17 protein-coding genes are annotated in these 19,206 nt (G+C 55.8%); 9 read left to right on the forward strand and 8 right to left on the reverse strand.

Annotation, left to right across the window (positions count from 1 at the left end; translation table 11 throughout):
* Positions 1 to 170: 170 nt before the first annotated feature.
* Both rsmJ and prlC read right to left on the reverse strand, forming a co-directional pair.
* Complete coding sequence (rsmJ, locus tag WFP70_RS20500) at positions 171 to 920, reverse strand: 16S rRNA (guanine(1516)-N(2))-methyltransferase RsmJ (protein WP_283216388.1); 750 nt, start codon at positions 918 to 920, stop codon at positions 171 to 173.
* 8 nt (positions 921 to 928) lie between these two features.
* Positions 929 to 2,971 (reverse strand): oligopeptidase A, encoded by a 2,043-nt coding sequence (gene prlC / locus WFP70_RS20505; protein WP_337024306.1) that lies wholly within the window; start codon positions 2,969 to 2,971, stop codon positions 929 to 931.
* Between the two features lie 223 nt (positions 2,972 to 3,194).
* Between prlC and WFP70_RS20510 the strand changes: the two genes are divergently transcribed.
* Together WFP70_RS20510 and WFP70_RS20515 are read left to right on the forward strand one after the other, a co-directional pair.
* Positions 3,195 to 4,037, forward strand: coding sequence for a 23S rRNA (adenine(2030)-N(6))-methyltransferase RlmJ (locus WFP70_RS20510; RefSeq protein WP_034819774.1), 843 nt, complete (start codon positions 3,195 to 3,197; stop codon positions 4,035 to 4,037).
* A gap of 62 nt (positions 4,038 to 4,099) precedes the next feature.
* Positions 4,100 to 4,915, forward strand: coding sequence for a CPBP family intramembrane glutamic endopeptidase (locus WFP70_RS20515; protein WP_182058674.1), 816 nt, complete (start codon positions 4,100 to 4,102; stop codon positions 4,913 to 4,915).
* Here the strand turns inward: WFP70_RS20515 and rnz are convergent.
* Positions 4,912 to 5,823 carry a ribonuclease Z gene (gene rnz, locus WFP70_RS20520; protein WP_337024305.1) on the reverse strand — a complete coding sequence of 304 codons (912 nt, stop codon included), beginning with the start codon at positions 5,821 to 5,823 and terminating at the stop codon, positions 4,912 to 4,914. The genes WFP70_RS20515 and rnz overlap by 4 nt on opposite strands.
* A gap of 125 nt (positions 5,824 to 5,948) precedes the next feature.
* On the opposite strand from rnz, the gene gorA reads away from it, so the two are divergent.
* The gene (gorA, locus tag WFP70_RS20525; RefSeq protein ID WP_337024304.1) at positions 5,949 to 7,301 is read left to right on the forward strand and encodes a glutathione-disulfide reductase; all 1,353 of its coding nucleotides are present in this window, start codon (positions 5,949 to 5,951) and stop codon (positions 7,299 to 7,301) included.
* Between the two features lie 27 nt (positions 7,302 to 7,328).
* Here gorA and WFP70_RS20530 read toward each other — a convergent pair whose 3' ends face one another.
* Entirely contained in the window at positions 7,329 to 8,327 is a 999-nt protein-coding gene (locus WFP70_RS20530; protein WP_337024303.1) for a LacI family DNA-binding transcriptional regulator, read from the reverse strand.
* 108 nt (positions 8,328 to 8,435) lie between these two features.
* Between WFP70_RS20530 and WFP70_RS20535 the strand changes: the two genes are divergently transcribed.
* From WFP70_RS20535 to WFP70_RS20550, 4 genes are all read left to right on the forward strand, one after another.
* Complete coding sequence (locus WFP70_RS20535) at positions 8,436 to 9,185, forward strand: SDR family oxidoreductase (protein WP_160869207.1); 750 nt, start codon at positions 8,436 to 8,438, stop codon at positions 9,183 to 9,185.
* A 19-nt stretch (positions 9,186 to 9,204) separates the two neighbouring features.
* Positions 9,205 to 10,818 (forward strand): FGGY-family carbohydrate kinase, encoded by a 1,614-nt coding sequence (locus tag WFP70_RS20540; protein ID WP_337024302.1) that lies wholly within the window; start codon positions 9,205 to 9,207, stop codon positions 10,816 to 10,818.
* A 230-nt stretch (positions 10,819 to 11,048) separates the two neighbouring features.
* Complete coding sequence (locus tag WFP70_RS20545) at positions 11,049 to 11,981, forward strand: nucleoside recognition family protein (protein WP_337024301.1); 933 nt, start codon at positions 11,049 to 11,051, stop codon at positions 11,979 to 11,981.
* Between the two features lie 259 nt (positions 11,982 to 12,240).
* A complete protein-coding gene (locus WFP70_RS20550; RefSeq protein WP_337024300.1) occupies positions 12,241 to 13,020 on the forward strand; it encodes an L-threonylcarbamoyladenylate synthase in 780 nt (259 codons plus the stop codon).
* A 44-nt stretch (positions 13,021 to 13,064) separates the two neighbouring features.
* Here WFP70_RS20550 and WFP70_RS20555 read toward each other — a convergent pair whose 3' ends face one another.
* Positions 13,065 to 14,081, reverse strand: coding sequence for a zinc-dependent alcohol dehydrogenase family protein (locus WFP70_RS20555; RefSeq protein WP_337024299.1), 1,017 nt, complete (start codon positions 14,079 to 14,081; stop codon positions 13,065 to 13,067).
* A gap of 134 nt (positions 14,082 to 14,215) precedes the next feature.
* Complete coding sequence (locus WFP70_RS20560; protein WP_337024298.1) at positions 14,216 to 15,037, reverse strand: SDR family oxidoreductase; 822 nt, start codon at positions 15,035 to 15,037, stop codon at positions 14,216 to 14,218.
* Between the two features lie 95 nt (positions 15,038 to 15,132).
* Here WFP70_RS20560 and WFP70_RS20565 point away from each other — a divergent pair, with 95 nt between their 5' ends.
* On the forward strand, positions 15,133 to 16,035 hold the full coding sequence (locus tag WFP70_RS20565) for a LysR family transcriptional regulator (protein WP_337024297.1): 903 nt from the start codon (positions 15,133 to 15,135) through the stop codon (positions 16,033 to 16,035).
* A gap of 1 nt (position 16,036) precedes the next feature.
* On the opposite strand, the gene WFP70_RS20570 is transcribed toward WFP70_RS20565, so the two are convergent.
* A complete protein-coding gene (locus WFP70_RS20570) occupies positions 16,037 to 16,678 on the reverse strand; it encodes a hydrolase (RefSeq protein ID WP_100701886.1) in 642 nt (213 codons plus the stop codon).
* A 253-nt stretch (positions 16,679 to 16,931) separates the two neighbouring features.
* Between WFP70_RS20570 and WFP70_RS20575 the strand changes: the two genes are divergently transcribed.
* Positions 16,932 to 17,849, forward strand: coding sequence for a bestrophin family protein (locus WFP70_RS20575; protein WP_097119412.1), 918 nt, complete (start codon positions 16,932 to 16,934; stop codon positions 17,847 to 17,849).
* Positions 17,850 to 17,969: 120 nt separating this feature from the next.
* Here the strand turns inward: WFP70_RS20575 and WFP70_RS20580 are convergent, their stop codons facing one another.
* A complete protein-coding gene (locus tag WFP70_RS20580; RefSeq protein ID WP_034819812.1) occupies positions 17,970 to 18,815 on the reverse strand; it encodes an alpha/beta hydrolase in 846 nt (281 codons plus the stop codon).
* Positions 18,816 to 19,206: the final 391 nt, after the last annotated feature.

Consider the following 19,206-nt stretch of genomic DNA (forward strand, 5'->3'; position numbering starts at 1 on the left):
TTGAGAAGATGCAGAACGGCCTGTTTTTTAAATTCCGGTGAATGCTTACGACTGCTCATTGTAGTTCCCCCTACTCGTTGGAATGGTGTCCAACTTTCGGGGTTCACTTCATACATCGCGCGTCTTTAAAGCCCGCGCGATAAATCACGCCGCAACGCTATTATGCAGAATCATACCAATGGCGGATAAATATCAAAGCGATGGCTTTTGGTGACCACGGCCGATTGGGTTGCAACGCCCGCTAACGGCGGCGCGTAATCCGGGCGTTTCACCACAATGCGCTTCTTCGCCAGACGACGAGCGGGTTCCAGCAGCGCATCGGCATCCTCATCGGGTCCCACCAGCGACTGAAACACCCGCATCTCCTTCTTCACCATCGCGCTCTTTTGACGATGGGGATACATCGGATCGAGATACACCACATCTGGCGCGGGCGTGATATCACTCAACGCCTGCTGACTCACCACATGCAGCAGCGTCAGACGTTCGCGCAGCCAGCCGCCAATCTCCGCATCTTCATAGCCACGACGTAAGCCATCATCGAGCAGAGCCGCAACCACCGGATGGCGTTCCAGCATGCGCACCCGGCAACCCAGCGCCGCCAGCACAAAGGCATCGCGCCCCAATCCTGCCGTTGCGTCGATCACGTCCGGCAAATAACCGCCTTTGATGCCCACCGCTTTCGCCACCGCCTCGCCGCGACCGCCGCCAAACTTGCGGCGATGCGCCATAGCTCCGGTGACAAAATCCACAAAGATGCCACCCAGTTTAGGCTCATCCTGTTTGCGCAGCTCAAGGCGCTCCGGCGTCAGTACCAGCGCCATTACAGCCTGATCGTCATGCTGTAAGCCCCAGCGCTGCGCCAGATGTAATAAGGCGCCGTCTCCGGCGCCTGATTCATCGATTAAACCGATTTTCACAAGCAGGCTTATCCCTGAATTCCGTAGTGTTCCAGCATCGCATCCAGCTGTGGTTCACGGCCACGGAAGCGTTTGAACAGCTCCATTGGCTCTTCGGAACCGCCGCGCGTCAGGATGTTGTCGAGGAACGACTGGCCGGTTTCACGGTTGAAGATGCCCTCTTCTTCGAAGCGCGAATAGGCATCCGCCGCCAGCACGTCGGCCCACAGATAGCTGTAGTAACCTGCGGCATAACCGCCGGCGAAGACGTGGCTGAACGCATGCGGGAAGCGGCCCCATTCCGGGCTTGGCACCACGGCAACCTGCTTTTTCACTTCACGCAGGGTTTCGAGGATCTGCGCACCTTTTTCCGGATTGAATTCGGTGTGCATGCGGAAGTCGAACAGGCCGAACTCCAGCTGACGCAGGATAAACAGCGCCGCCTGATAGTTTTTTGCTGCCAGCATTTTATCCAGCAGATCTTTCGGCAGCGGTTCGCCGGTCTCGTAGTGGCCGGAGATAAACGCCAGCGCGTCCGGCTCCCAGCACCAGTTTTCCATAAACTGGCTCGGCAGCTCGACCGCATCCCACGGCACACCGCTGATGCCCGACACGCCCGGCGCTTCGATGCGCGTCAGCATGTGGTGCAGGCCGTGACCAAACTCGTGGAACAAGGTGGTGACTTCATCGTGGGTAAACAGTGCAGGCTTGCCCTGTACCGGACGGTTGAAGTTACAGGTCAGGTACGCGACCGGCTTCTGCAGACTGCCATCGGCTTTACGCATCTGACCCACGCAATCGTCCATCCACGCCCCGCCACGCTTGTGTTCACGCGCATACAGGTCAAGATAGAAGCTGCCGCGCAGCTCGCCGCTTTCATCGAACAGGTCGAAGAAGCGCACGTCTTGATGGTACACATCCACGTCTTTACGCTCTTTGGCGGTGATGCCATAAATGCGTTTCACCACTTCAAACAGGCCGCTCACCGCGCGCTCTTCCGGGAAGTACGGACGTAACTGCTCATCGCTGATGGTGTAGAGATGCTGTTTCTGCTTCTCGCCGTAATAGGTGAGATCCCACGGATTCATCTCGTCAACGCCATACTCTTTTTTGGCGAAGGCGCGCAGCTGAGCTAACTCTTTCTCACCCTGCGGACGCGCACGTTTGGCGAGGTCGGTCAGAAAGTCGATCACCTGAGCCGGGTTCTCAGCCATCTTGGTCGCCAGTGATTTGTGCGCGAAGGAGTCAAAGCCCAGCAGCTGTGCCAGCTCGTGACGCAGCGCCAGCTCTTCGGCCATGATCGGGCCGTTATCCCATTTACCGGCGTTGGGACCCTGCTCAGAAGCACGCGTTGAATAGGCGCGGTACATCTCTTCACGCAGCGCGGCGTTATCGCAATAGGTCATGACTGGCAGATAGCTTGGGATATCCAGCGTCAGCAGCCAGCCTTCTTGTTCTTTAGCTTCGGCCTGCGCTTTAGCCGCAGCCAGCGCGCTTTCTGGCATGCCCGCCAGATCGGCTTCATCGGTGATCAACTTGCTCCAGCCCATGGTGGCGTCGAGCACGTTGTTGCTGTAGGTCGAACCCAGCTCAGACAGGCGCGCGGCGATTTCGCCGTAGCGTTTCTGCTTCTCTTTATCGAGACCGATACCGGAGAGTTCGAAATCACGCAGTGCGTTATCCACCGCTTTCTTCTGTGCGATATCCAGCGCGGCATAGCTGTCGCCCTGTTTCAGATCGCGATAAGCCTGATACAGGCCTTCGTTCTGTCCCACCCAGGTGCTGTATTCTGACAGCAGCGGCAGCGTCTGCTCATAAGCTTCACGCAGTTCCGGGCTGTTCTTCACCGAATTCAGGTGGCTCACCGGCGAGAAAATACGGCTCAGACGATCATCCACTTCTGCCAGTGGCTGCACTAAATTGTCCCAAGTGTAAGGTGCACCCTGTGCTACAACGCGTTCAACTTCAGCGCGGCAATTGTTCAGCGCTTCAGTCACAGCGGGAACCACGTGCTCAGGCTTGATCGCGGAAAACGGCGGTAGCGTGTAAGGGGTGAGTAACGGATTGGTCATAAGCGCAGTCCTTTCTTCATGGAGTGGGGGTGGCGCGCAATAGCGCGACGCAATCTTTCTAACATGCGGTCAGTTAACGTGAAAATCAATGCTACTGAGAATGGACCCGTAAAGAAAAAAGCGCGAGCGCCGAAACGTCAGCAATTTTTACGCAGCGCGGCTATAATCGCGCCACACACGATGTTTTTATCTCCTTTGATCCAACCGCGGACCCCTCTTTTTTATGCTGAGTTATCGCCACAGTTTTCATGCCGGCAACCATGCCGACGTGCTCAAACATACCGTTGAAAGCCTGATCCTCACCGCCCTGATGGAGAAGGAAAAACCGTTTCTCTATCTGGATACCCACGCCGGTGCCGGACGTTACCAGCTGAGCGGAGAGCACGCCGAGCGTACCGGTGAATATCTGGAAGGCATTGCGCGCATCTGGCAGCAGCCGGACGCGCCAGAACTGCTGAAGCCTTATCTGACGGCCGTTCGCAACCTCAACCCGCATGGCACCTTGCGCTACTACCCAGGCTCGCCGCTGATCGCCCGCTATCTGCTGCGTGAAGAGGACAAGCTGGAGCTGACCGAACTGCACTCCAGCGACTATCCGCTGCTACGTTCCGAATTCAGCAAAGATGCCCGTGCACGCGTAGCGCGTGGCGACGGCTATCAGCAGTTAAAAGCCAAACTGCCTCCGCTGAGCCGTCGTGGTCTGATTCTGATCGATCCGCCGTACGAAATGAAAAGCGATTATCAGGATGTGGTGAAAGGCATTCAGGAAGGCTACAAACGCTTTGCTACCGGTGTGTATGCGCTGTGGTATCCGGTGGTGCTGCGCCAGCAAATCAAACACATGATTAAAGACCTGGAAGCCAGCAACATCCGCAACATCTTGCAGATCGAACTGGCGGTGCGCCCGGATAGCGATCAACGCGGCATGACTGCCTCCGGCATGATCGTGATTAACCCGCCGTGGAAGCTGAAAGCACAGATGGAAGAGCTGCTGCCGTGGCTGCATCAGAAGCTGGTGCCGGCGGGTACCGGTCACTACAGCGTGACGCAGATCGTTCCAGAATAACGGGCTTAAAGGGTGCGGTTTCTGAGCCGCCCTTTGCCGTTGCCCTTCTAAGGACACTTTTTATGTGGATCATTCTGGCTGGCGCACTCACTGTGCTGTCACCTGCCAAACGCCTTGCCGTACTTCTGCTGTTATTGGCGACGATAATGGGCCTGTTCCAGGATGTACTGGACTGGCCTGCGCTCGCCATTTTAGGTGCCATCGCTTTGCTGGCGTGGGTGCGGGTGGAAAATCCCACCAACCGTGCCGTGTTGCTGATCAGCGAAGCGCTGCTGGTGTTGATCGCCGGTGGCCTGTTCCTGCATCTGCTGCCTGGCTTTAACAACCCGCGTCAGATCGAGGAGATGCAGGTTGGCCCCAACAGTGTGCCGTTCAGCTTTTACTACAACTTTGATAAAGCGCTGATTCCCTTTGTGCTGCTGGCTGCCTTGCCCACGCTGTTCCGTACGCAGCAGTTTCCTGCGCCGCACAAGATTCTGTGGCTGCTGTTACTGGCGGCGATCCCGCTGCTGCTGTACGTCGCGGTGCTGCTGGGTGGACTGGCGATTGAGCCACACTGGCCGGACTGGCTCGGCAGCTTTATGCTGGCAAACCTGTTCTTTGTTTCGCTGGCCGAAGAAGCGTTCTTCCGTGGCTATGTGCAACAGCGCCTGCGCCAGAAAATCGGTGGCGTAGCGGCACTGTTGCTCACCGCACTGCTGTTTGGTCTGGCGCACTTCCCTGGCGGCATGATGCTGGTGGTCTTCGCCACTCTGGCCGGGTTAATTTACGGCCTGGCGTGGCACTGGAGCGGGCGTGTGTGGGTCGCCACCGGCGTCCATTTCCTGTTCAACATGACGCACCTGCTGTTCTTTACCTATCCGGCGTTACAGCACTAAATTTCGAACACCGCGAAATCTCGTGCCAGCTCGGTCGCTGCAAACACCGACTGGCACTCCGCCAGCAGTCTCTCTCGATCGCTCGACAAATAACGCGAACTGAAGTGCGTGGCGATCATGCGTTTTGCACCTGCCAGTTTTGCTACCTCGGCCGCCTGAATCGTCGTGGAGTGGCCGCGACCATTGGCTTTTTCGGCCATTGCGGCTTCCAGCGTGGTTTCATGCACCATCACATCCGCATCAGCCGCCAGCTCAAGTGCCACTTCGGTCGGGCCGGTATCACCGAATATCGCCACCACTTTGCCCCTGGTCGCCGGACCGAGATACGCCGCGCCGTTAATTTCGCGCCCATCCTCCAACCGGATGCGTTTACCCTCTTTCAAATCCTGATACCAGGGCCCGCGCGGCACGCCTTCCGCTTTCAGGCGCGGCGCATCGAGGAAGCCCGGTTTATCATGCTGTTCAATGCGATAGCCATAGCACTCCACCACATGATTCATCGGATAGGCGATGACGCGGAACTCGCCATCATCCAGCACTTCACCCGCTTCAATTTCTATGATCTCAAGTGGGAAGCCGGTGTAAGAACCACTGAGACTGAGCGCCGTCTCGACAAACTGTTTGATGCCTTTTGGACCGTAAATCGTCATCGGCTCCAGCAGCCCGGCCATCGAACGGCTGGTGAGCAAGCCCGGCAGACCGAAGATGTGGTCACCGTGCAAGTGGGTAATAAAGATTTTTTCCAGCCTGCTCGGCTTGAGTGCGGAGCGCATAAACTGGTGCTGCGTCGCTTCACCGCAGTCGAACAGCCAGGTGTCGCCCCGTTTCGACAGCGTCAGTGCAATCGCCGTGACGTTACGTTGCAGGCTCGGCGCACCCGCGCCAGTGCCGAGAAAAGTCAGATGCATAATGTCTTCCATGTAAGCGGAACCTGGATTTAACCCTATCACAAACATAGGCTGAACCTTTGCGCCTCTTGCGCAAGCAGCGTTACACTCTATGCCAATTTTCTTCCAAAAGATGGACATTCCGCATGACCCGACATTTTGACTACCTCGCCATCGGCGGCGGCAGCGGCGGTATCGCCTCGATTAACCGTGCCGCGATGCATGGCCAGAAATGCGCGCTGATCGAAGCGAAAGAATTGGGCGGCACCTGTGTCAACGTTGGCTGCGTGCCGAAAAAAGTGATGTGGCATGCGGCGCAGATTGCCGAAGCTATTCACCTGTACGGCCCGGACTACGGTTTCGATACCACCGTGAACAATTTTGACTGGTCAGTGCTGGTGAAAAACCGCAGCGCCTATATCGATCGCATCCACACCTCGTATGACAACGTGCTGGGTAAAAACAACGTCGAAGTGATCAAGGGCTTCGCCCGCTTTATCGATGCCAACACCGTGGAAGTGAATGGCGAAACCATCACGGCCGATCACATCCTGATCGCCACAGGCGGTCGTCCAAGCCATCCAAAAGTGCCTGGCGCGGAATACGGTATCGACTCTGACGGCTTCTTTGAGCTGGATGCGCTGCCGAAGCGTGTCGCGGTGGTAGGCGCAGGGTATATCGCGGTAGAGCTGGCCGGTGTGGTCAACGCACTGGGTGCCGAAACCCATCTGTTTGTGCGTAAGCATGCGCCACTGCGCAGTTTCGATCCGCTGATTGTCGATACGCTGGTAGAAGTGATTCAGGCCGAAGGCCCAACGCTGCATACCGAGTCGATCCCGAAAGCGGTGATCAAGAACGCCGACGGCAGCCTGACGCTGCAGCTGGAAAATGGCCATGAGCAAACTGTCGATTGCCTGGTGTGGGCGATTGGTCGCGAGCCGGCGACCGACAATCTCAACCTCTCCGTAACCGGCGTGGCGCTGAACGAGAAAGGCTATATCAACGTTGATAAGTTCCAGAATACCAACGTGAAAGGCATTTATGCGGTGGGCGATAACACCGGTGCGGTGGAACTGACGCCTGTCGCGGTGGCCGCCGGTCGTCGTCTTTCAGAACGTCTGTTTAACAACAAACCGGACGAGCACCTGGATTACAGCAATGTGCCGACCGTGGTATTCAGCCATCCACCGATTGGCACCGTTGGTTTGACCGAACCGCAGGCGCGCGAGCAGTACGGCGACGACCAGGTGAAAGTGTATAAATCTTCCTTCACCGCGATGTACACCGCCGTCACCCAGCATCGCCAGCCGTGCCGCATGAAGCTGGTGTGTGTTGGCCCGGAAGAGAAGATTGTCGGCATTCACGGTATCGGTAACGGTATGGACGAGATGCTGCAAGGCTTCGCTGTGGCACTGAAAATGGGCGCTACCAAGAAAGATTTCGACAACACCGTGGCGATTCATCCGACTGCGGCGGAAGAGTTTGTCACCATGCGTTGATCAATGGGGCGGCATTTGCCGCCCTTTTTACTGCATCAGCAACACCGGCACTTCCACCACCGCCACGTCCTGCTCACCGCTCTCCATCAGGCGGAACACCGTTTCCATCATGCCTGCCACATCCTGTTTCACCATGCTGATATCTTTACACAACAGCGCGACGAACGGGTCCCAGTCGAAACAGCCAATCGCCGGGTGTTTATCATCGGATAACAGATCCTCAGCACGCAGAAACTGCACCACCCCTTCCAGCGAAATGGTCGAATTCACAAACACGCCAAATTGCCCCGTTACATACTGCTGAAAGTGATTTTTCAACGCCGTTTGCGCTTTTTCTGGCTCGTAGCCACACAGCAGCAGATTTTCCTCCGGCACAGAAATGCCTCGTTCCTGATGTGCCGCCAAAAAGCCGCGCAGGCGCTCTTTACTGTTGTGATCGCTGGCACGCCCCCCGATAAAAATCAGCGGCTGCGGGCACTTCTCCAGCAGGCTACGCGTCAGGCTCAATGCGCCATTGAAGTTATCCGAAATCACTGAAGGCGCCAGCGAACCGGGCAGATCAAGATTCAGCGAGGGAACGCCCGCGGCCTGACAAAGTGCAGTGATACGATCTGGATCGGTGGCCCCGGTCACCACCATGTAATCCACCTGCCAGGAGAGCATGGTGCGCGCCGCTTCGAGTTCCAAATCAGGATCGCGCTGTGTGCAGGTAATGACCGGGAACAGGCCGCGATCGCGCGCCATCTGCTCAAAACTTTCCACGATTGAGCCAAAATAACGGTTGTCGTATTTAGGCACGATCATACCGATGGTTTTCGAGCGCGTGGTTCGCAGCATGCTGGCCTGTCGATTCAGCGCATAACCCTGCTCTTGCGCAATCCGGCTCACCTTCTCAGCAGTGCTGGCACTGATGCGCCGCTTCTTCCAGTTGCCGCTTAAAATCGCGCTCACCGCGCTTGCCGAAACCCCGGTGAGTTCCGCCAGGTCATAAATGGTGGTTTTCTTGTTTTTGCCGATCCCCGTCACAGAACCCATCCCTTTATTGCTCTTTTTGTTGCTGGTTAAAAGTCGGGGTGATAGTTGTGCTTCATCGATTGAGCACCACCTAAAACGCCATTGATAAAGGATTATAAGATGAACACGAACCTCTTCTCCATGCATAACCCACTCAACGGAAAAGTTGCCGCCATTACTGGCGCTGCCTCCGGTATCGGTCTGGAATGCAGCAAAGTGCTGCTGCAGGCCGGGGCTAAAGTCGTCCTAATCGATCGCGATGGCGACAAGTTGCAGCAGCTGGTGGCGGAACTGGGTCCTCAGGCATTGCCATTGCAAATTGACCTGATGGACGGCAAACAGGTTGACGGAATTCTCGACGACATTCTCAAGCTGGCGGGCCGCCTCGATATTTTCCACGCCAACGCCGGTGCCTACATTGGCGGGCCAGTGGCGGAAGGCGATCCCGATATCTGGGATCGCGTACTGAAACTCAACACCAGCGCGGCCTTCCGCTGCGTGCGTTCGGTGCTGCCGCATCTGATCGCGCAGAAATCGGGTGACATCATTTTCACCAGTTCGATTGCGGGCGTGGTGCCCGTGGTCTGGGAACCGATCTACACCGCATCCAAATTTGCAGTGCAGGCTTTTGTGCATTCAACCCGTCGTCAGGTGGCGCAGCATGGTGTGCGCGTCGGTGCGGTGCTGCCGGGTCCGGTGGTCACTGCCCTGCTCGATGACTGGCCGCAGGAGAAACTGGAGGACGCGCTGGCCAATGGCAGCCTGATGCAGCCCATTGAAGTGGCGGAATCGGTGCTGTTTATGGTGACACGTTCGCCGGGTGTCACAGTGCGCGATATTGTTATCCTCCCCAACAGCGTTGACCTGTAACCAGCCGAGGTGCAGCAGCATGAGTAACGAAAAATATCTGATTGGTGTCGATGTAGGTTCGGCCAGCGCTCGCGCGGGCGTGTTTGACCGCGCAGGAAATCTGTTAGGCCATGCAAAACAGTCCATCACCACCTTCCGTGCCCACGGTCATGTGGTTGAGCAATCCGCCAATGAGATTTGGCAGGCGGTCAGTCACTGCGTGCGCGAGGCGGTGGCCACTGCCGCTATCGATCCCGCTGCGGTGGCTGGCATTGGCTTCGATGCCACCTGCTCGCTGGTGGTGATCGATGAACAGGGGCAACCGTTGCCCGTCAGCCCAAACGGAGAGGCAGAACGCAATATTATTGTGTGGATGGATCACCGCGCGACGCAGCAGGCCGATGCCATTAACGCGACGAAACATCCGGTGCTCGACTACGTGGGCGGACGCATCTCACCGGAGATGGAGATGCCAAAGCTGCTGTGGCTGAAAACCCACAACCCGCAGACGTTCCAGAACGCCGCACACTTTTTCGATCTCACTGATTACCTCAGCTGGCGCGCGACAGGCGATACGGCGCGCTCATCCTGCACCGTCACCTGCAAATGGAACTATCTTGCGCATGAGCAGCGCTGGGATGCCGACTACTTCAATGCCATTGGCCTGCCGGAATTCGCTCAGGAGAAATTTGCGCGTATCGGACAGCAGATCGTCGAGCCAGGCACACCGTGCGGCACAGGTTTAACCACGCAGGCCGCCGCCGACTTTGGCTTACCCGCAGGCACGCCAGTGGCCGCCGGGTTAATCGATGCCCATGCAGGCGGCGTCGGTACGCTGGGCGCAGATGGCAGCCCGGAAGATAAACTCGCTTATGTGTTTGGCACCTCGTCCTGCACCATGACGCCGACGCGTGAAGCCGCGTTTGTGCCAGGTGTGTGGGGTCCGTATTACTCGGCGATGGTGCCGGGTTTATGGTTGAGTGAAGGCGGACAAAGCGCGGCGGGCGCCGCCATCGACCGCCTGCTGGAGATGCATCCAGCGGCTGCAAGGGCACAGCAGGCTGCCGATGCCGCTGGCCTTTCACTGCCGGTGTACCTTGCGGAACAGGCTTTGCAGCAATCTCGCAGTGAATCAGCAACGGTGGATTTAGTCGAAGGTCTGCATATCGTGCCGGAATTTGCGGGTAATCGTGCACCTTTTGGCGACCCTTACGCGCGAGCGGTGATTTGCGGTCTGGGTATGGACAACGATGAAGCGAGCCTGATCGCACTGTATATCGCCGGCTTGTGCAGCCTCGGCTACGGCCTGCGCCAAATCATTGAGGCGCAAACCAGCAAGGGTATCGTCACGCGGTCGATTGTCATCAGCGGCGGCGCCGGGCAACACTCGCTGGTGCGCCAGTTGCTGGCGGACAGCTGCCAGCTTCCTGTGCAATCCACCCACTGCCCTGAGCCGGTATTACTGGGTTCAGCGATTCTTGCCGCTGCCGCCAGTGGCGTATATTCCGACGTCACCTCGGCGATGGCCAACATGACCACCGATGAAAAGCGCTGGCATCCTGAGCCGTCGGTTTCGCCACTGCATCAGCACCGTTATGATGCATTTAAATTATTGCAGAGCACCGCGCGTAATATTCGTCAGATAAGCGAATAAACGTCGAATAATATTTCCGTGCGCCGCACAAACGTCGGCGCACGGTTATTTTGCCCTGCCATTTCCTGCAAGATAAAATTTAATTTCTTCACTACTCAAGTTTACACCACCGGGATACTATTTATCCCTTAGCTAGCGCCCTTCGCGCTGGCATTTTTATGCGTTTTTTAAGGCAAGGGGAGCAACATGTTTACCGGTATTAAGCCGTGGTTCGAGGTTCAGGCAACCGCATGAATATCATCAGCATTATCATGTCTGCGGGCAAATCCTCGGTGGATGTCGCGTTGTACACGCTTATTCCTATCATGGTGGTGATGTTATTCATCATGAAATATCTGGAAGTGAAAGGTGTGCTGGATTTTGTGGTACGTCATTCCACACCGTTATTAAAACCTTTAGGTATTACCGGACTGGCATTATTTGCGCTGATCCAGCTGAACTTTGTCAGTTTCGCCGCGCCGTTAGCGGCATTAGCGATTATGGAAAAACGCGGCACCTCCGATCGCCATATGGCGGCCACGCTGGCGATGCTGTTTGCCATGGGGCAAGCCAACGCCTTTTATCCGCTGATTCCTGCCGGGCTCAACTGGAGTGCCGCGATACTCATCTCCATCTGCGGCGGGGTGCTGGCGGCAGCCACCACTTATCATTTCTTTGGGCGCAAGCTCTCGGATGCAGCGCTGCTCAATGAAGATGAAGCCGTTGCGAATAATGAAAGCAAAATGGGACTGATCGCCATCATCAACAGCGCGGGTGCGGACGCGATTCGTCTGGCGCTGGGATCGCTGCCGATGCTGATTCTCTCACTGTCGGTGGTGGGGATTTTGAAAGAGTCCGGCGGGATTGAGATGCTTACCCGGCTGGTTTCTCCGCTGCTGGACAGATTCAACATCTCTGAAGTGTATATTCTGCCTGCACTGACCAAATGCCTGGCAGGCGGCACCGCCTACTACGGCGTGGTAGCCGGGCTGGTCGAAAAAGGTTTATACAGTGCGCACAACATCAACGCCTCGGCGGGTTGGTTTATTCAGACCTTTGATTTGCCGGGGATTGGTATCTTCCTTGGCCTGTCGAGTCGTTTCCCGCGTCTGTTCCGTTTCGCCGTGCCGGGCATCATCGTCGGCATTGCGCTGCGCGGTGTGGCACACGCTCTGATATTTTAATTAACCCTGGCGCTGAAAGACTTATTCAGCGCCTTGTTTAAATAACACTACATTTCCCGCGTGTTATTTTAAATTAACCCTATTCCTTTCATCGTTATTTTCATCAGTTGCATCACCTTTAATTATCGTACTATTATCACCAGCATGGTTTTGCACAAACCCATTAATCCCGATGAATTATCCGGTTAATTAATTCCTTAATTACATTGCAGGTAATATTCCTGTACGTCATCTATTGATACGCAGATAGGGTAGATCCATGAGCGGTAAGCAAATAACGTGGAATGGCGGGTTACAACCTGAAGCCATCGAGATTTTGTCCCAGGACGGCGGCATGATTGTGAGCCCAACGAAAGTCGGTTACATCATCATGACCTCCGATAAAGCCGGGTTAGAGCGTAAGTTTGAAGCCAAGCAGCGCAAGCGCAACAAGCCAGGCGTGGTACTATGTGGCTCGCTGGAACAACTGCGTTCACTGGCTCAACTGACGCCGGAAATTGACCAGCTTTATCAGCAGCATTGGGATCAGGATATTTTGCTGGGCTGTATTTTACCGTGGCGCGAAGATGCGTTGGCGCGTATTCCGGCTGACGGTTCAAAAGAGCTGATGATGGATGGCCGCCAGACCAGTTGCTTCGTGATTAAATTTAGCCGCCCCGGTGAAAATATTGCGAAAGCGCTGTGGGAAGAGCACGGGAAATTCTCCTTCGCCAGTTCCGCCAACCCATCGGGTCAGGGAAACCGTGGTCTGGTTGAGGGTATTGGCGAACGTATTGAAGCGCGTGCTGATTTAATTATTGAAGCCAATGACTACGTGAAATCCATTCAGCCTAACGATGAAAATAAAGTGCGCTACGAACAAGGCGTAATGGTGTCGATGGTCGATAGCGAAGGTCGTCTGATTCCACAGCAAAACGGCGAGCGTAAAATCACCCCGTGCCCGGTATTGATTCGCAAAGGCCTTGATGTCGATAAAATCATGGCGTTGCTGTCGGACATCTTCCCGTCCTGGGATTACCGTCACGGTGATTACTACTGATGTCACTAGCCTGTTTCCTGGTATGGGAAACAGGCTAATTCGCGTTACCACTCCACGGTGATTTTGCCGAAGTGTCCCGCCGACTGCTGATGCTGGAAGGCCGCAGGCAGATCGTTCAGCGCACCATAACTGTCACTGATTACCGGGCGAATACCCGTTTGCTCTAACGCGCGCACGAAATCCTGCTGCTGACGACGATGGCCGACAATCAACCCCTGAATACGCGCCTGCTTTGCCATCAATAGCGAGGTGGGTATCACGCCTTCGAACCCGGTCAGCACACCAATTAACGCGATATGACCGCCCACGCGCACCGCTTCAATCGACTGTGCCATGGTGCCCGGCCCGCCCAGTTCAATCACCACATCCGCACCTTTGCCCTCAGTCAGCTGCTGTACCGCTTTGCCCCACTCCGGCGTGGTGCGATAGTTGATACCCGCATCGGCCCCCAGCTCTTTGGCTCTGGCCAGCTTCTCATCCGATGAAGATGTGACAATCACTCGTGCGCCCATCGCTTTGGCAATTTGCAGCGCAGTAATCGACACGCCGCCGGTGCCCAACGTGACGATGGTATCGCCCGATTTAATCTGCGCATCGCCTACCAGTGCGCGCCATGCCGTCAGGCCAGATGTGGTAATCGTCGCGGCTTCGGCATGCCGCCAGCCGCGCGGTGCGAGGGTAAAGTGATGCGCCGGACGCACCACCACTTCAGCGGCAAACCCATCAGCGCCATCACCTGGCGTTTGGGTGAAATTGCCGACCTGAGCAAACGGTAGCCCATCCTGCCACTGTGGGAAGAAACAGGACACCACATGGTCGCCGGGATTAAAGTCGGTGACGCCTGCACCGACCTCTTCGACCACGCCCGCACCGTCCGCCATCATAATGCGATCTTGCTCGGTGGGGATCGATCCGTTAGCCACCAGCAAATCGTGGAAGTTAAGTGAGGTGGCATGGATCGCCACGCGGATCTCTCCGGCGCCCGGTTTACCGGGATCGGGCAGATCCGCCAGCTGCAAGTGCTCTAAACCGCCGGGTTGTTTCAGGATCATCGCTTTCATAACCACTTTCTCCTTAGCAAAACGCTCAATACAAAGCATGCCGCTGCGAAACGTGCATGCCTTCTTTTGTGCGCTAAGTTTGGCAGCGATGCCGCTTCCCTGCCTGTTACTCCGTGCGGTTATGCGAAAAGCTTTTACACATCCGCACGATAGGCTATCTCTTTCTGCAAACGCAGCTCTGTCAGGCGTCGTTCCAGCGCGGCTTCGATATTGTCATACGCCGTGCTGCCCAGTGCCAGACGCAGCGGCATGGCGGGTTGATCCAGCGTGGCGATCATCGCGGTGACAGATTTCGCGGCATCGCCTTTGATCGCGAACTCGCCAGACATAATCGCGCGGCGCACTTCACCGGAGGCGGTGTCCCGATAAACATCCTGCGCCTCAGCAATATCCAGCCCGGCACCAAAGTTAGTGGCGGTTGGACCCGGCTCCACCAGCAGGAAATCGATGCCAAAGCTGGCAACTTCCTGGCGTACCGCTTCAACAAATCCTTCAATGCCCCACTTGCTGGCGTGATACAGGCTGAAGTTGGGATAAGCCACCTGCCCGCCTTCCGAGGAAACCTGCGCGATGCGCCCGCCGCCCTGCTGGCGCAACAATGGAATCACGGCGCGAATCAGCTGAATGGAGCCCGTGAGATTGGTGGCGATCTGGCGATCAATCTGCGCATCGCTCAACTCTTCCGCCGCGCCAAACAGACCATAGGCGGCATTACTTACCACCACATCAACACGTTCCACCTGAGCAAAGGCTTTGCCGATAGCGGGTGCGATACTGGCGGTGTTTGCCAAATCCAGCGCAATAACCTGCAGCTGTTCGCCGTATTGCCCCTGCAAATCCGCCATTGCCTCAGTGCGACGTACGCAGGCCAGCACGCGATCGCCACGTGCCAGTAAATCCTCACTCATCAAACGGCCCAGCCCACTGCTGGCACCGGTAATTAACCAGGTTTTCATTTTGTCGTCCTCCGGTTGAAAACCCGATGATAGATCGCTTTACTGGTGGTCATAATCTCCCTAATCGCGCATGACCTGGTGAGGAAATACCACCAATGAGAAGACCTTCCTGGCATGAACTTCAGGCCATCAAAACGTTGGGCGAGCAGCGCAGCTTCCGCCGTGCCGCTGAGATGCTCGGCCTGAAGCGCTCTTCACTCAGCCATCTGGTGAAAGCGCTGGAACATAATCTGGGGGTACAGCTTTTTCAGCGCACGACCCGCAGCGTATCGCTCACTGATGCCGGGCAACAGTTAATCGATCGCCTCGCTCCACTACTGAATGAAATGGATGAAGTGCTACACGATGTCAGCGCCCGCCGCCAGCAGCATGCGGGCACCTTGCGCATCAGTGCCAGCGACGCGGCAATTGCGATTCTGCTAGAAAAGGTGGTGCCGGGATTTTGCGCTGATTACCCGAATATTCAGCTCGATTTTGCTGCGCAGGGTGAACTGGTGGATATCACAGCCGCCGGGTTTGATGCCGGAATTCGGCTGATAGAGGATGTGCCGCAGGATATGGTGGCGATTGCGCTGGGCGGCCCCCTGAATTTTATCACCGTGGCTTCACCGGCCTATCTCGCCGCACACGCCCCCATCAAGCAGCCGCAGGATTTGTTGCAGCAGCAGTGCATTCGCCATCGTCTGCCGAGCGGGAAACGCTATCGCTGGGAGTATGAGAATGCGGGGAAACGCTATGAGATGGATGTACCGGGCACGATCACCTTAGATAATAACGCGCTGATGACCCGCGCGGCCATCAGTGGATTGGGCATTGCTTATGTACCGTCGCTTTACGCCGAAGCGGCGCTGCAATCCGGCCAGTTAGTGGAACTGCTCGCCGACTGGCGGGTGCAGTCAGCAGGTCTGGCCTTGTGGTTCCCGCCAAACCAGCATCAGTCGATGGCGCTGCGGCTGTTTATCGATGCGTTGAAAATCAGCCTGCCGCGCCAGTCGTAATTCAAGCCTGACGCTGTGGCGCTTTGTGCACCATGGTGTAAGCGTAATCCACGCCCATGCCGTATGCGCCGCTGTGCTCACGCACCAGATCCATCACCGCATCGTAGGTTTCTTTGCGTGACCAGTCGCGCTGGTATTCCAACAGCACTTGCTGCCAGGTCACCGGCACCGCACCGGCCTGCACCATGCGCTGAATGGAGCGTTCGTGGGCATCGACGCTGGTGCCGCCTGAAGTATCGGTCACCACGTACACTTCAAAGCCCTCTTTCAAGGCCATCAGGGCCGGGAAAGTCAGACAAACTTCCGTCCAAAGCGCTGAAATAATCAATTTCTTACGGCCGGTTTTCTTCACCGCTTCAACGAATTTGGCATCTTCCCATGAGTTCATCGAGGTGCGTTCAATCGGCTTCGATTCCGGGTGCACCGCCAGCAGTTCTGGCCAGATGTAGCCGCTAAAACTTTCGGTTTCTACAGAGGTATAAATCACCGGCACGTCGAAAACTTTGCCCGCTTTTGCCAAAGCGACGGTGTTATTTTTGAGCTGCTGGCGATCAATATTGGCGACGCCGAAAGCCATCTGCGGCTGGTGGTCGATAAAGATCAGGGCTGAGTTCTGTGGGTCGAGCAGGTCGAGTTTAGACATGATGCATTCCTCTAAAGTGTTTTTAAATTTGTGTGTTGTGCTGCTGGAATGAACTTTAGAGAAAGGGGCGATGAAGAGATAACGCAAAGAATTTTACAACTTGTTCAAAGTGTTTTTAGAAGACTGATTTAAAAAGATAAATTAACACTCAACACAGCAATTTCAGCCTCAAATGCGCTGTTTTTCACATTGCTTCCGGTGTATCAGCAGGCGTAACCTGTGCCAACAAAATCATAAAAAACACCATCGCAAAATGATCGTACGTCCTCGTCAACACTGGTTCATCAGGTTGTTTGATTGGCACGGCTCGGTGCTGGTTAGCATTGTGTTTCGCCTGTCGCTCAACCTGCTGATGTCGGTGATCGCCATTATCGGCTATCCGTGGTACTCCACTTTCGGCATTCACCTCACGACTGCACCGTTCAGCTTGATTGGCGTGTCGATTGCCATCTTTCTTGGCTTCCGCAATAACGCCAGCTATGCGCGTTTTATTGAAGCGCGCACGCTGTGGGGCAATATGCACATCACGCAACGCTCACTGCTGCGCCAGATAAAATGCATTCGCGGCATCAGTGAAGCGCAAGTGCAGGAGTTTGTAGGGCTGCAGCTGGCATTTAGCTGGGCAATGAAACATCGGCTGCGTAAAACCGATGCGCAGGCCGATCTGGCGCGCTTGCTGCCGGAGAAGTGGCACAGTGCCGTATTGAGCCATCCGATGCCGACCTCACAGACCTTGTTATGCATGGGCGAATGGCTGGCGCAGCGGCGCGATGAGGGTTTGGTGTCGGATATTGTCTGGCAGAGTATCGATGACAATCTCAATCATCTGTCGGCTTATCTGGGCGGCTGCGATCGCCTTGCCAGCACGCCGATTCCGTTTGCCTACAGCCTGATTCTGCATCGCACCGTGTACCTGTTCTGTACCCTACTACCGTTTGCGCTGGTGGCGGATTTGCATCTGATGACGCCGTTGGTGTCGGTGTTTATCTCGTACACCTTCCTGTCGCTGGAGTCACTGGCGGAAGAGCTGGAAGATCCGTTCGGCACTGCGCCCAACCATCTGCCACTGGATGCGCTGTGCGTGAATATCGAACGTAATTTGAAGGCGATGAACAATGATTTCCCGTTGCCGGAACCGCGCCAGCCGGATGAGCATTTTAATCTGACGTAATGCGTCCATTTGCCTGGCGCGCATAACAACACAGCCGGGCATATGGCTAACAGATCAGACCGACCACATAGCTAACACTTTTGTGGTCCGTCTCTTCGGATAATACGTTTTTTTGCCCGATTAACTGTGCAGATCCAGCCAGCGCACATACGCCTGATCCCAGAGCGCAGCAGGCGTACCCGCTTTCCCCAGACCAAAGCCATGCCCACCGCTGCTGAGTTCAATCAACTCCACTGGCACCTGCATCCGACGGCAGGCATCGCGCATCATTTCAGTGTTATGGGGATTGGAGGTGTGATCATCTTCCGCCTGCGCCAGGAACGTCGGTGGATATTGTCGGGTGACATAATTCTGCACTGACCAGTTCGCTTCCTGAGTGGGTGTCGCGTGATCGCCTACCATCATCAGGTGCGTCTTGGTGTTCTGATATGGCGCTTCAAGGGTGATGACCGGATAGATCAGGCCAACGCTATCGGCCGTTGGACGGATTTGATCGAGCGGGTCCTGCGCCGGATAGGTTTCGAAATCAGGACGCGCCGCCGCCATACCCAGCAGATGCCCACCGGCAGAGAAGCCGAGCAAGTGCACTTTACTCTCCATAGAACGCACCAGGCGAATAGCGCGCTGCGCATCCTGCAGCGGCGCGAGGTTGCCCGCCTGCCACTTTTCTCCCGGCAAGCGGTAACTCAGTACGTACACGGTGTAACCGTTGGCATTTAACCAGCGCGCCACCGGCCAGGCTTCACGTCCCATGCCGATAAAACGATAGCCGCCGCCAGCCGCCACGATCACCGCTTCGCCGTTGGGATTCTCGGGGCGAAATCGTTGAATCGCTGGAGAAACAATGTTGGTCCAGGAGCCGTTCATACTGACTTTCAACAGCCCAGACGGCCCACCGCCGCCCGGCGGATCGTCTGGCCACAATGGGATAATGTCATCACGGGCAAACAGTTTGCCTGTGGTCATTGAGAGGACGGTTGCCCCGGTTGCCAACAAAAAGTGACGCCGTGTAAGTTTCATGCCCAGTAGCCAGTATTGAAATAAACATGTCAGCCTTGTGGGCTGCGTCTCGTTATGTGATACGTGTCAACTTTCAACGCTGGCGATTATGTACGCATTTTGTACAAAAGATCCATAGAAAAAGCGCCTATAAAGGCGCTTATTTTATAGTGAATCCGCCAAATTTTTCCGCTACATGAAAGCGAACACTCGAGATCACGTAATTGGTTAGACGCTGAAATCCCCTAAATAATTCGAGCTGTAGCAAGGCGGCAAGTGCGTGAGTCCCCGGGAGCTTACTTCAGTAAGTGACCGGGGCGAACAAACGCAGCCAACGCCGCTACAGCTTGAAGTATGA

Origin of the sequence: Pantoea sp. USMM079, from assembly GCF_037153115.1 — a bacterium.
Taxonomy (GTDB): Bacteria; Pseudomonadota; Gammaproteobacteria; order Enterobacterales; family Enterobacteriaceae; genus Pantoea; species Pantoea communis.